The sequence below is a fragment of the Elusimicrobiota bacterium genome, assembly GCA_016706425.1.
Lineage (GTDB): Bacteria > Elusimicrobiota > Elusimicrobia > FEN-1173 > FEN-1173 > JADJJR01.
This window is the reverse complement of sequence record JADJJR010000001.1, coordinates 1,607,903-1,619,587: the sequence shown is the minus strand read 5'-3', so window position 1 is coordinate 1,619,587 and position 11,685 is coordinate 1,607,903. Positions and strand designations below refer to the sequence as shown.

General features: G+C 62.7%; 13 protein-coding genes and 1 pseudogene. 10 read left to right on the top strand and 4 right to left on the bottom strand.

Translation table 11 applies throughout. The annotated features are described in order from the left end of the window. Nucleotides 1-9: 9 nt before the first annotated feature. The 4 genes from IPI56_06715 to IPI56_06700 all read left to right on the top strand — a co-directional run bounded on the left by IPI56_06715 (nt 10) and on the right by IPI56_06700 (nt 1,810). The gene (locus IPI56_06715; protein ID MBK7545419.1) at nt 10-663 is read left to right on the top strand and encodes a superoxide dismutase; all 654 of its coding nucleotides are present in this window, start codon (nt 10-12) and stop codon (nt 661-663) included. 2 nt (nt 664-665) lie between these two features. After that, entirely contained in the window at nt 666-1,340 is a 675-nt protein-coding gene (locus IPI56_06710) for a DUF488 domain-containing protein (protein MBK7545418.1), read from the top strand. Nucleotides 1,341-1,449: 109 nt separating this feature from the next. Continuing rightward, nucleotides 1,450-1,557, top strand: coding sequence for a hypothetical protein (locus tag IPI56_06705; protein ID MBK7545417.1), 108 nt, complete (start codon nt 1,450-1,452; stop codon nt 1,555-1,557). A 58-nt stretch (nt 1,558-1,615) separates the two neighbouring features. Then, entirely contained in the window at nt 1,616-1,810 is a 195-nt protein-coding gene (locus IPI56_06700; protein MBK7545416.1) for a hypothetical protein, read from the top strand. Nucleotides 1,811-2,395: 585 nt separating this feature from the next. On the opposite strand, the gene IPI56_06695 is transcribed toward IPI56_06700, so the two are convergent. Continuing rightward, complete coding sequence (locus IPI56_06695; GenBank protein ID MBK7545415.1) at nt 2,396-2,596, bottom strand: hypothetical protein; 201 nt, start codon at nt 2,594-2,596, stop codon at nt 2,396-2,398. Nucleotides 2,597-3,631: 1,035 nt separating this feature from the next. Between IPI56_06695 and IPI56_06690 the strand changes: the two genes are divergently transcribed. Both IPI56_06690 and IPI56_06685 read left to right on the top strand, forming a co-directional pair. After that, nucleotides 3,632-4,369 (top strand): glycosyltransferase, encoded by a 738-nt coding sequence (locus tag IPI56_06690; GenBank protein ID MBK7545414.1) that lies wholly within the window; start codon nt 3,632-3,634, stop codon nt 4,367-4,369. A gap of 71 nt (nt 4,370-4,440) precedes the next feature. Further along, nucleotides 4,441-4,563: pseudogene (locus tag IPI56_06685) on the top strand (prepilin-type N-terminal cleavage/methylation domain-containing protein). A gap of 468 nt (nt 4,564-5,031) precedes the next feature. On the opposite strand, the gene IPI56_06680 reads toward IPI56_06685, so the two are convergent. Genes IPI56_06680 through IPI56_06670 form a run of 3 tightly spaced genes read right to left on the bottom strand, consistent with a single transcriptional unit; the run spans nt 5,032 to nt 7,781 of the window. Continuing rightward, complete coding sequence (locus IPI56_06680) at nt 5,032-6,054, bottom strand: hypothetical protein (protein MBK7545413.1); 1,023 nt, start codon at nt 6,052-6,054, stop codon at nt 5,032-5,034. Beyond that, complete coding sequence (locus IPI56_06675) at nt 6,051-7,151, bottom strand: Gfo/Idh/MocA family oxidoreductase (GenBank protein ID MBK7545412.1); 1,101 nt, start codon at nt 7,149-7,151, stop codon at nt 6,051-6,053. Before IPI56_06675 ends, IPI56_06680 begins: the two co-directional genes overlap by 4 nt. Nucleotides 7,152-7,157: 6 nt before the next feature. Continuing rightward, nucleotides 7,158-7,781, bottom strand: coding sequence for a 7-cyano-7-deazaguanine synthase (locus IPI56_06670; GenBank protein ID MBK7545411.1), 624 nt, complete (start codon nt 7,779-7,781; stop codon nt 7,158-7,160). Nucleotides 7,782-7,814: 33 nt separating this feature from the next. Here IPI56_06670 and IPI56_06665 point away from each other — a divergent pair, with 33 nt between their 5' ends. From IPI56_06665 to IPI56_06650, 4 genes are read left to right on the top strand one after another with little or no spacing between them, the layout of a single operon-like run. Next, the gene (locus IPI56_06665) at nt 7,815-8,777 is read left to right on the top strand and encodes a VIT1/CCC1 transporter family protein (protein MBK7545410.1); all 963 of its coding nucleotides are present in this window, start codon (nt 7,815-7,817) and stop codon (nt 8,775-8,777) included. Continuing rightward, the gene (locus IPI56_06660; protein MBK7545409.1) at nt 8,774-10,384 is read left to right on the top strand and encodes a tetratricopeptide repeat protein; all 1,611 of its coding nucleotides are present in this window, start codon (nt 8,774-8,776) and stop codon (nt 10,382-10,384) included. The genes IPI56_06665 and IPI56_06660 overlap by 4 nt, the downstream gene beginning before the upstream one ends. Continuing rightward, the gene (locus IPI56_06655; protein MBK7545408.1) at nt 10,345-11,283 is read left to right on the top strand and encodes a CCA tRNA nucleotidyltransferase; all 939 of its coding nucleotides are present in this window, start codon (nt 10,345-10,347) and stop codon (nt 11,281-11,283) included. Before IPI56_06660 ends, IPI56_06655 begins: the two co-directional genes overlap by 40 nt. Next, a complete protein-coding gene (locus tag IPI56_06650; protein ID MBK7545407.1) occupies nt 11,280-11,684 on the top strand; it encodes a hemerythrin family protein in 405 nt (134 codons plus the stop codon). Before IPI56_06655 ends, IPI56_06650 begins: the two co-directional genes overlap by 4 nt. Nucleotide 11,685: the final 1 nt, after the last annotated feature.

Genomic DNA, 11,685 nt, shown 5'->3' with positions numbered 1-11,685 from the left:
GAGGAATAGATGAGTCAAATACGACAGAACCGCTACGCGGCGTATCAAGTCCGACAAGACCTGAAGCCGAAAGGCCTCGTCGGGTTGTCCGGTAAATTGATCGACGAGCATTGGAAACTTTACGAGGGCTATGTCACCAACGTTAACCTGCTCAATAAGTTGATCTGGGATGTGGCGGAGGCAAAGGAGGAATTGAATAACGCCGCGCATTCCGAAATCCAAAGACGATTGGGGTTTGAATACAACGGGATGGTCCTTCATGAATACTATTTCGGGGCCATGAGGAAGGGCGTGGAACTTTCGCCCTCCTCCCCGTTGGTTTCGAAGTTGAAAGAGGATTTCGGCGGAGTCGACCGATGGAAAAAACAGTTCATGGAAATCGGAAAGTTCCGAGGCGTGGGATGGGTCGTCTTGAGCTACGACCCGCTGGCGGGGAGGCTCCAAAACTTCTGGATCACGGACCACGAATCGGGAAACGTCGCCGGCTTCATCCCCGTCCTGGTCATGGACGTGTGGGAGCATGCGTATGTTTTGGATTACGGGTCTTCTTCGGCGGCGGGCGCGGGGAGAGCGGCTTATTTGGAAGCGTATTTTAAGAATATCGATTGGGACGTTGTTTCTGTGCGGCTGGGAACCGCGCTGACGCAAAATACCACGAGATAAGGATGGCTCGACGCCAGGAGATATTCACTCTCGGCCATTCGACCCGATCGCTAGATGAGTTGGTGAAAATACTTCGGGCGTACGGCGTTCGGAGGCTTGTGGATGTGCGGACGATCCCGCGATCCCGGCACAATCCGCAGTTCAATAAGGAAACGCTCGGTAAATTCCTCCGGAACCGTCGAATCAATTATCGGCATATGAAATCGCTGGGCGGTTTGCGGCACGCGCGCGTTGATTCCGTGAACCAAGGATTCAGGAACAAATCCTTCCGTGGTTACGCCGATTATATGCAGACGCCGGCGTTTGAAGCCGGGATCCGGAAACTGCTGGACCTGGCCGCAAAAAAGCCGACCGTCATTGTCTGCGCCGAGGCGGTGCCATGGCGGTGCCACCGTTCCCTAATCGCGGACGCTCTCACGATACGGAACGTCCACGTCGTGAACATTTTCAGCGAGACCAACTCGCGGCCTCACGCCCTTACCTCGTTTGCCAAGGTTAAAAGTAAAATAATTACCTATCCGCCAAACCGGGAGACCCGCCGTTTCGCCGCTGGTCTTCCTATGAACCGCGTCCCTACATCAAAAGCTTCGGGCACGACCGGTGCCCGGTCTTCCTCGGTCCCAAGGACCATGACGAATGGTTCAACGGCGAGGAAAAGTGCCCAAAGAAGGTTTTGAGGTTACTTTTAATGTGGCACCCCGTTGTTTTATGTAATGCATTATGTCACACTTTTTATAAGTGGTAAGGACCAGCAGTAACCCACGGGTTAAAGCGGTGACGATCCGCATGACCGAAGAAGAGGTCAAAACCCTACGGGCTCTCGCCAAGAAAGATCAGCGGAGCATTTCAAATTTCGTTCGCTGGTTGCTCGAAAAAGAGGCGAAGAAATCGTAGCCGGTTTTTTTTGACTCATTATATACTGCATTATGTATTACATATAATGGAGGGGTCAATGGGTCTGAGCGAGGAGCAGCGGGTAGTTGGGCGGGAGGGGATCATCCAGACCGGGGGCTTGGAGGTCTCCGTCATCATCCGTGACGTGCGGCCGAAGCCAAACGCGGTGGACTACTTGATCGAGCCGACGGCGGGAAGCGGTAAAACCTGGATTGATGGCCATCAGGTCAAAATCGTCGGATGGTCGGAATAATCGCGCCCGCCGCCGGAAGGGTGGATCTCTCCCGGCGGCGGGGAAACCTGGCGGACTTGGCGGCCGAGCCTCATGGCCACGCAAGACCGCCTTTAAAGGATGTCCAAAGGCGGGGGGCCTGGCTCCCTCGCTGAGTGAGCCCAAGCCCCCCAACTGCGGACGCCATTTGAAGGAAAACATGAAAGGAAGGGTAAGGCCTATGTGCGCGCGCCCCCCCAAAAGGCCACCGGCCAACGGCCCGGCCCCCCGGCCCGGACAGCGGGCCCGCCAACGGCGGGCGGGGGCGTGACCTGCACCGGGCGACGGCGGGTCAAGTCCGGGAGGGCGACACTCTGCGGGGGGGTGGTTTGGTTTGGCCGAAGATCGGAGCGGACAGCGTCACTTTCCCGCCGGACGATTCCACCGCCAGCACCAGACGAGCGGCCTGGACCGCCGCGCGGTTCTTGTGGCGGGCCGGGCCGCGGCCGGGATTCTCCGCCGGACGACACAGGGCGGGGGTTTCTGTCCGAGCGCCGGGGCGATGGTTCCCTTTCCCCGCCAGAGACACAGCGCCGGGGTTTTCTCCGAAAACCGGAGCGGACAGCGTCACTCTCCCGGCCGGACGACTCCACCGCCAGCGACCAACGAGCCCGCCTGGACCGGCGCACGTTTCTCGTGCCGGGCCGGGCGGGCGGCCTTGTCTTTCCACCGGACGACACAGGGCGGGGGTTTTTGTTCGAGCGCCAGGGCGATGGTCCCCTCTCCCCGCCAGCGGCACAGCGCCGGGGTTTTCCGGCGGAGCGCCACGTTCGCCCCGCCTTTCCCCAGCCATGCTCAAGCGCCCGGGTTTTCTTTCCAGGCGCGGGACCCGCTTCTTTCCGGGGGATGGCTTCTTCTGGTTTTCGCGGCGGGCGGCGTCCATCCGTCGGGAAAACGAAACCGGGCGGGATCATCCCCACGCGCCCGAATGACGATCCCCGGTCCCGATTCACGAAACAGGGCGGGGGTTTTCCCCGGCGGCGTAGCCGCCGGGAAAGATCGTCCCGGCGTTCGGCGGCGGTGGCTTCCGGTTTTCCAGGGGACGACAGCCGGGACCGTCATCCCTCCGGCCGGGACGAAGACGACGCCCGTCGGCGGTGTCCATCCATCCGGCGGGACGACGAGGACGGGCGGCGGGATCATGTCGGCGTGTGGTTGTGGCGTCCTTCCCGCCGTGACATGGCGGCGGGTTCTGTCCCCGCCAACGATGACGCCGCCGTCAAGAACGACGACGCGGCGGGATGTCGGATGGACAACGGGAGGCGGCGGCTTTGTCCATCCTCTCGTCATGCTTCGCAGTGACGACGATGCGGCGGTGTGACTGATGGGATCGTGAGGCGCGGAGCGCCGTCCCTTCTCGTCATGCGTGATCAGCGAAGACGACGCGTCGCGGTGTGTCGCGCGCTGAAAGGCGGCGGGTATAACCGTCACAAATTCAATTTTGAAAGGTGAAGGATGAATTCCCGACGGAAAAATCGGCCCCTCACCCGGCCTTCGGCCACCCTCTCCCAAGGGGCGAGGGGAACGTCCGCCCTCTCCTGCCCCGTCCGGGGCACCCTCTCCCGCACGCGGGCGAGGGGAATTCAAACGCGGCCCGATTTGGGTGCCCAATGAATTGGGCAACTACACCCCTTGGCGGTTCACCGGCTCAGCCGGACGGACGTAGAACTCCCGCGTGAGGCGGAAATTGTCCCAGTAGTTGTGGGCGATATTTGGGAAGGAGAAGATAATGGTTTTTGAATTTCCATCTATCGCAACAAAGGACGCCGCTGAGATTGACACTCTCCGCGGCTTTTTTGTTTTATGAGGGATAACGTGAATCTGTCCATACTGATCCCCGCCTACAACGAAGCGGTTGAGCTTCCCGAGACCTTGGCGCGCGTCCGCGCCGCGGTCGAATCCGTCGGTTGGTCCGATTGGGAATTGATCGTTTGCGACAACAACTCCACCGACGATACGGCGGACATCGCCGCCCGAAGCGGCGCCCGCGTGGTGTTCGAGCCCCACAATCAAATCGCCCGGGCGCGCAACCGGGCGGCCGGTGAAGCACGGGGCGAGTGGCTGCTCTTTATCGACGCGGACACGCGATTGTCCCCGGACCTTCTGGCGGCCGCGTTGCGGGCCATGGCCCGGACCGACATCGCCGGCGGGGGCGCGCCGGTGATGTTCGCGGAACCGCCCCCCCGCATCGCCCGGGGTTTGACGGCCCTCTGGAACCGCGTTTCGCTTCGGTTGAATTGGGCGGCCGGGTGTTTCCTGTTCTGCCGTCGCATCGCGTGGATCGAGACGGGAGGGTTCGATGAGGGGTTCTACGCTTCCGAGGAAATTTGGTTTTCCCGACGGCTTCAGCGCTGGGCCCGCCGACACGGGCAAAGGTTCCGGGTGATGGCGGCCCCGGCCGTGGTCACCTCGGGCCGGAAGTTTCGTTGGTACAGCCCGGCCCGGATGCTGGGCCACCTTCTGCTCTTGTCCGTACCGGGGGCGGTTCGGGTGCGGGCGCTTTGCCGGTTGTGGTACAAGAGGCCGGTGTCCAAAATTTAGATCCGATTTCCCGTACTAAAATCCTTGTCATTAATGACGTGCGGGGATATCCTTAAAAATAGGGTTATCCTATGAAACCCCTTCCCACCACTAAAAAGCCCGTCGCGCCTCCCACGGGGGGATTCACCCTCATTGAGTTGATGTTGGTTGTGGCGATCGTGGCCCTGTTGGCCGCCATTGCGATCCCAAAATTTGCGGACTTGATCGACAAATCCCGGGAGGCCGCCATGAAGGGGAACCTGGGGGTCCTTCGATCGGCGCTCTCGATTTATTACGCGGACAATGAAGGACTTTATCCGAAGTACCACAACCTTTCTCCTCTGGTGACCCGAGGCATTTACCATCTGCATGGAAAATATGTGGATTTCGATAGGCTCGTTTTCCGTCCACCGCGCTATTCGGGCGCGGGGAGCGTTTCCTACACGGCGATGGAGTTGTACGGAAACCCTTTTATGGCGATGTCGTATAACTCCAAAGCCACCGTGCCGCCGGATTACCCCCCTGTGCACACGGCCTCGCCGTTCCCCAGTTATTGGAATTTTTTATCGGGAGCGGGGGGCCCCTCCGGGCGAGCATTAAGACGCACGCGATAAAGCCGACGCCTCCTTGGGGAGACCTTCTGGACACGAAGGGACAAGCCTGGAGTTTATGGTGAAGGGACTTTAATCGTCCACGTTGGCGCGGACGAAGGCCCAGCGGTTTTTCACCCGCCTGAAAACGAACACCCCGACGTGGATCTCGCCCAGGCTGTCCGCGGTGCCGATTTCGTTGACCGTCAAATCCTGTTTGCGCCAAATCAATTCCCGCATGCTGTCCCGCAGCGGGCCGGTTTTCGGATCGGCCTGGAGCAGTCGGGGGTAAAGCAAATCAAAATCCCGCGCGCCGTGCTTCTTGAGGGGGCTGGCGTCCTGGGTCCCCCGGGTCTCGAAGGAAAATTTTGTCATTGTTTTCACCATCGGCACATCGTTGGCGAGCACCGCGTCGCGGAACGACCGCCAATACCCGCGAAATCCGCTTTCGGTCGTCGGTGCGGCGGGCGCCGAAGCCGGTTTGGCGGGGGCCGCGGGTTTCGGGACCGGTGGGGCCGGGGGCGTGGCCGGCGCGGGTTCCTCGGCGGGAATGCCGGAGGGAATCGTTTCATCGATGATTTCCACGACCGGGGCCGCCGGCTCCGGGGGGGGCGCGCTTTCGATGTCCGCCGTGTTGACCGTTTCTTTTTCTTGGACGCGCGGGGAATAGGTCGGAACTTCCGGAGGGGCCGACCCGTCCACCCGCGCCGCCGCAAAGAGCCATTTTTCCCCAAAGCGCCGGAACACCAGCGGGCCCAAGGCCACTTCGCCGGTGCGCAGGGCGTCCAATTCCGGTCCCGACAAATCCTCTTTTTCCGAAACGTACTGCTTGACGGATTGGCGGGGTTTCACGCCGGAGGGGGATTTGAGCAGGATGGGAAACCATGACGCGAGGTCTTTGGCCGAGCGTTTCTCGGTTCCGCTCTCGGAAATGAATTGAACGGGGAAACGTGTCAACGGTTTGATGCCTTCGGGGTTTTCGGCGAGGACCGCCGCGCGGAAAGGCCGCCACACTTTTAAAAAGAGATCCGGTCGTCGCACCCGCGGGGCGCCCGCGTTCAATCCCGATCCATGGACAATAAGCGCGAGGGTCAGCGCCGCGATCCCGCGTCTCATTTGATCCGGGAGGACCCTTCGTAAATTCGCCGCAGGAGATCCTGGCAGCGGAGGGCGTCCTCGAGGGGAACCAGGGGGCGGCCCGCGAGCGACCGCATGAAAGCGTATTTTACCAGGTCGGTTCGGAGGGCGTAGCGGAACGGGAAAGCGTAATTCTTCCCTTCGATGCCCCGGGTGAATTCGCCGGTGGGCGTCGAGACCGTGCCGGTAACGTGAAAATCGTATTCCCGGTCGCCGTTCCCGTAAACCATTTTAAGGCTTTTGAGTTTCCGGCGATAGCCCAACACCAGGGTCACCGGCGCCGCGCCGAAACGCAATTCGTACTCCACCAGGTTCAAAAACACGTTGTCGCCTTCCCGGACGACGTTTTTAACGGTCAAAGGTTGCGACCAGAGCGCCGGGGGAATGAGGCGAAGAGCGTGAGCGCCGAGGTCCTCAAGAATAATCAATTCCCCGATGTGACCGAACCGCCGCCAGGGGCGGGTGCCGTGGGTGATGAACGTGATGTGGGCGGCGTCGGCTTTTTCGAAGACCTGGCCGAAGGTGGGCGCCTGGGGCGCGCCCGGATCCAACCGCAGGTCTTTTAAAAACTCGGGCAGGGCGGCGTATTGCTGGTTCACGCCGAAAACCACCCCGGCTTCGCGGACGAGTTTCGTCAGCCCCGGAAGGCTGTCGGCGTCGGTCAAGGTGGTGACGGGGTTTTCGCACAGGATGTTTTTGACGCCGAACCCGGTGATCAATTCCCGGACGATGGCGACGTGGGTGTCCGTTGGAGAGCACAGGACGACCACATCGGGTTTTTCTTTTTCAACCATCTCCCGCCAGCGCTCGTAGGGGCGAACGTGGCGGCGGAGGTCATCGGCGGTGAGGTTCTCAAAGCCCGCCATTTGGTGCAGGTCGTCCAGCAACACTTCCGAGACGAGGGCGGTGTTTCGCGCGTCGGTGTTGGAGTAGCTGATCGATCCGAGGGCCGGCAGGCTCAGGCCTTCCCGGTTGGCGTGGGGGTCCCGCAAAAGTTGGAAGGCCCATTTGACCAGGTAGACGCCGTAGGCGGAACCGGCGCCCAACACGCTGACGTGAAACGGACGATCGCTCATGGGGCGCTATTTTACCAATATCCGTTGCAATTCCGCGCACTTGTTGCAGCGCCCGCAGGGGGACAGACCCCGCGGATTCAAACACGAAAAAACGTGGCGCAGGGGAAGTCCCCGGGCCCAGCGCGCCAAGTCGGCTTTGGTCTTTCGTCGAAAAGGCGCCCGCACCCGAAGCGGCTTTCCGAGGGCCAGCGAGAGGGCGCGTTCCTGGGATTGGAGAAAGGCCGGGCTCGCGTCGCCGAAGGGGTTGGCCGACAAAATCCCCATGTACAAAACGTCGATTCCCCGGGTGGCGGCGAACACACCCGCTTTCGTCAGCAAAAGGGCGTTGCGCCCGGGGAGGTAAACGGCGGCGTCCCGGGAGCGCGTTCCCGGCACGCCGCGTCCGGTGCGGCTCCAGTGATGCCCGTAGACGTCGGCCATGGGGAGGTCCAAGACCGTCAGCGGGGCGAGGCCCCGGGGGCGGTATTCCCGCAGGAAGCGACGCAAGCGGTGGAGCTCGGGCCGTTCCCACCGCAGTCCGCAACGGACATAAATGGGGAAAACCCGGGCGTGGCGGGGGAGGGCCCAGGCGAGCAGGACCAAGCTGTCCCACCCGCCGCTCACCAACACCGCCGCCGATCGCGAGGCCATAATGGCACTTTATCAAACTGCTAAAATGGGCGCATGGTTTTCGACCGCGAAAAAGTCGTCCGCGCCCACGGCGAGGATTTGGTTTTGGACGAGTTGTTCGACCTCCGCCTGTACGAGCGATTGCGCGACCTTTCCACGGGGTCCCTGGCCGCGATGCTCGGCAAGCTCGTGGCCGTGGAAGTCCAACATCACGCGTTTTGGCAGGATTTTTTCGGCGTGCGGCGCGACCGGTTGGACTGGGGCCGCCGTCTCAAATTGGGAACGTTGGCCCTCGGCTGCCGGTTCGCGGGGCCCGCGTCGATCCATTTGGTCCTCGAGGGCATTGAAATTTACGGCATTCGGAAATACCTGCGGCTGTGGGACGCCTATAAAGACACCCCGTTCGGGGAGGCCCTGCAGGGCATCCTCCGCGATGAATTCGAGCACGAAGACGAAATCGTCTCGGCCTACACGGCCCGAAAGTTGAACCCGGAGCGGGTTCGGGGCATATTTCTCGGGTTCAACGACGGGTTGGTCGAAATCCTGGGCGCGGTGAGCGGTTTCTACGCCGCGCTGCGGGCCCCGGGGGCGGTGGTCGGGGCCAGCGTTGCCGTGGCGGTCGCCGGCGCGCTGTCCATGGCGGCGGGCGCCTACGCCGCCACCAGCTCGGAGCGGGAAATCCGGTTCGTCCAGAAGGGGAAAGCCCGCTTTTTGGGAAAGGATCACACCGCCGAAGACCCCGGGTCGGCCGGCGCCGCCGGGGCGATCGTGGGGGTGAGTTATTTCGTCGGTGCGACCGTCCCCGTGTTGCCCGTCCTTCTGGGGGCCAAGGGGCCGGCGGTTTCGATCGCGGCGGGCGCCGTCGCCGCGATCGTTGTGTCCTCGGTCCTCGCGTTTCTGTCGGGGATGGCCGTCCGTCGTCGCATCGCCTTGAATCTGTTCATCATCGCTTTGTCCGTGACCGTCACCGGCGCCATCGGCGCCCTGGTCCGGCGGGTGTTCGGCCTCGGATTGTGAAACGGTTTTTTGTTTTGGCCTCCTTGTTTGCGGGCGCGGCGTCCGTCCGGTCGGCTCCCTCGTTGGCCGACTGGGCCGATCCCGCCGCCGCCCTGGCCCGGTCGACGGTTCCCCTCTCCCTGGCCGAATCGTTTTTGGACGCCCAGGCGTTTTTGCCCGTGGCCGCCCACCGGGAGGCCCTCGTCGCCGCGGGCAAAACCGAAGGGGCGAACCGATTGCGCGTGTTGGAGGAAATTTACGCCGGCAACAACGTCGGCGCCCTTCAGGCCCTCGAACTCGTTGAAAAAAAAGACGCCTGGCTGCAGACGCGGCGCGCCCTGGTGGAGGGGCTCGTGGAGCGGGGACGCGCCTTCACGGAAATCCCCGACGATCGTTTCGTTTTTCGCACGCCCGAAGCCGACGCGTTCCTCGTTTCCTATGCCCGCCCGGCTTTGGACGGCGCCCACGGACGGGTGGAGGATTTTTTCGGGTCCACCCCGAGCGCTCCGGTGATCATCGAGATCTTGCCTTCGGTCGAGGCCTACGCCTGGGCCTCGGGAATCCCCAAAGAAAAAATATTGCGCACCGGCGCGGTCGCCACCGTCCGCTTCAACCGCGTGATGGCGCTTTCACCGTCCGTGCCGGCCCTGGGTTACCGATGGATCGATGCCCTGGTCCACGAGTACGCCCATTGGCACATCCGGCGGGTGTCGGGCGGGTTGTGTCCCGCCTGGTTGAGCGAAGGGGTGGCGCGTTACCTGGAAATCGCTTGGCGACGTCCGGAGGGATTTCGGCACACGCCCCACGCGAAGGCCTTGCTCACCCGGGCCGCGTTGGATGACGGTTTGATCCCGTTCTCCCGCATGGAAGGGTCGTTCCTGGGTTTGGAAAACGCCGAACGAACGGATCTTGCTTTTGCCCAGACATCGGACGCCGTCGCTTTCCTGGTCAAAGAATTCGGCGTGGAGAAAGTCGCGACCCTGCTGGCGTCTTTTCATCAACAACCCCGGGCCGAGGTTTTTTCCCACACGCTGGGCCTGGGGGAGGCCGAACTGGAGAAAGCCTGGCGGGATTCGCTGGCCGATCTGACTGAAAAACCGACGGACAACGCCCGGGGGGCCTTGGGCCCCGTGTGGGTCATCGGGGATTTCGATGAGGCGACCCTGGTCGGATCCGCTGCCCTCGAGGCCCTGCGCGCGGGGGACCGCTTGTTGAAGCAAAGCGGGGCCGCCGCCGCCGCGCAATACAAGAAAGTTGTCGAAGCGTCCCCCGATAACGGCGTCGCCCTGACCCGGCTGGCCCGCGCCCATTTGCGCTCGGAGCGCCCCGAGGCGGCCGAGGAATTGCTCAAGCGCGCCATCGAAAAAAATCCGGACTACGCCGAACCTCTCGTCGTTTTGGGGGAAATTTATTACGAGGACGGCCGCTACGAAGAGGGCCAGGACGTTCTTCAGCAGGCCCTGGAAATTCGGCCCTTTTACGCGGCCGTCCACGGGACGCTGGGCCGCATCGCGCTCGACGTCGGGAACTTCGCGGCCGCTCGTTCGTCGTTGCGGTTGGCCGTTCGGTTCGATCCGACGAACGAAGAGTGGCGGCGGGCCTTGAGCGGCATGCCCAAGAACCGGTGATGGACGCCGCGGCCCTCTGGCCCCGCGTTCCCGCCCTCTGGCGCGACCGTCTGCGTCGGTTGGGAGACCAGGCCGGCGATCGCCCCTCCGCCGTCGTCGGCGGATGGGTCCGCGATCTGATCCTGGGCCGCGCCTCGAAGGATTGGGACGTGGTGGTCGAAGGCGACACGGGGCCGGTGGTCCGGGCGTTGGCCACGGTGGAGGGCGCGCGCCTCAAAAGCCACGCGGCGTTCGGGACCCACACCCTCACCTACCCCGATGGAACGACTTTGGACGTGGCCACGGCGCGGACCGAGATTTACGCGTCCCCGGGGGCCCTGCCCCGCGTTCGTCCGGCGACTCTCTCGGAGGACGCGCGCCGCCGGGACTTCACCGTGAACACGCTTTATTTGCGGCTGCCGGTCGATTCGGGCGACCTGTGGGACCCCCTGGGGGGTTTGGTGGATTTGGAACGCGGTTGGATCCGCGCCCTTCATCCGCGCAGTTTTATCGATGACCCCACGCGCGTCTTTCGGGCGGCGCGTTACGCCGGCCGGTTCGGTTGGACCGTCGAACCGGCGACCCGGGCGTTGATCGAACAAGCGGGGAACGACGACCGGGTCGGCGCGATCAGTCCGGTCCGACGCCGCAACGAATTGTTTCATTTGCTTCGCGAGAAGGACCCCGCGCCCGCTTTGCGCTTGCTATGGGACTGGGGATTTTGGAAATATTGGGACCCGTCCTGGGCGTGGCCGGTGGATTTCCCCGTTTGCGGCCCGGAGACGATCGATCCGCTGCCGGAGCGGTTGGCCGCCTTGTTGTCCCGGCGACCGGGGGCGGCGGAGGCCTGGCTGAAACGTCACGACACGCCGGGCGCGCTTCAGAGAATAACCCTCTCGTTATTGAAAGGAACACCATGAACGATGTGAACGATCTGGCCTACCCCGCGCCCGCGGCGACGGGCGATCCCCGGATTGACCGGGAGCATCAGGAATTGATGGCGTGTTTTCACGAATTTGAACGCGTTCGGCGTGACGGGGATGGCCACGACGGCGCCGTGAAGGCCCTGCATTTTTTGCTCCACCACGTTTTGACTCATTTTCAGTCCGAGGAGGAGCGGATGGAATCGGCGGGTTATCCGGACTTGCCCGCGCATCGGGCGGAACACGCAAGCTTGGTAACCGATGTGCGCGGCATGGTCTCGCTGTTCCATGAAAACTTCGTTTCGGCCGAGGTCGTCGGTCGTTTCCTTTCGGAACGCGTTCTCCGGCACCTTAAAGCCCGCGATCGGAGGTTCGCCGAGTGGATGCAAACGCGTTAAA

Bases quoted from the DNA above. Each gene is read 5' to 3' on its own strand.
- IPI56_06715 (MBK7545419.1), top strand. From the start codon at position 10: ATGAGTCAAATACGACAGAACCGCTACGCGGCGTATCAAGTCCGACAA.
- IPI56_06710 (MBK7545418.1), top strand. From the start codon at position 666: ATGGCTCGACGCCAGGAGATATTCACTCTCGGCCATTCGACCCGATCG.
- IPI56_06705 (MBK7545417.1), top strand. From the start codon at position 1,450: ATGACCGAAGAAGAGGTCAAAACCCTACGGGCTCTCGCCAAGAAAGAT.
- IPI56_06700 (MBK7545416.1), top strand. From the start codon at position 1,616: ATGGGTCTGAGCGAGGAGCAGCGGGTAGTTGGGCGGGAGGGGATCATC.
- IPI56_06690 (MBK7545414.1), top strand. From the start codon at position 3,632: ATGAGGGATAACGTGAATCTGTCCATACTGATCCCCGCCTACAACGAA.
- IPI56_06680 (MBK7545413.1), bottom strand. From the start codon at position 6,054: ATGAGACGCGGGATCGCGGCGCTGACCCTCGCGCTTATTGTCCATGGA.
- IPI56_06675 (MBK7545412.1), bottom strand. From the start codon at position 7,151: ATGAGCGATCGTCCGTTTCACGTCAGCGTGTTGGGCGCCGGTTCCGCC.
- IPI56_06670 (MBK7545411.1), bottom strand. From the start codon at position 7,781: ATGGCCTCGCGATCGGCGGCGGTGTTGGTGAGCGGCGGGTGGGACAGC.
- IPI56_06665 (MBK7545410.1), top strand. From the start codon at position 7,815: ATGGTTTTCGACCGCGAAAAAGTCGTCCGCGCCCACGGCGAGGATTTG.
- IPI56_06650 (MBK7545407.1), top strand. From the start codon at position 11,280: ATGAACGATGTGAACGATCTGGCCTACCCCGCGCCCGCGGCGACGGGC.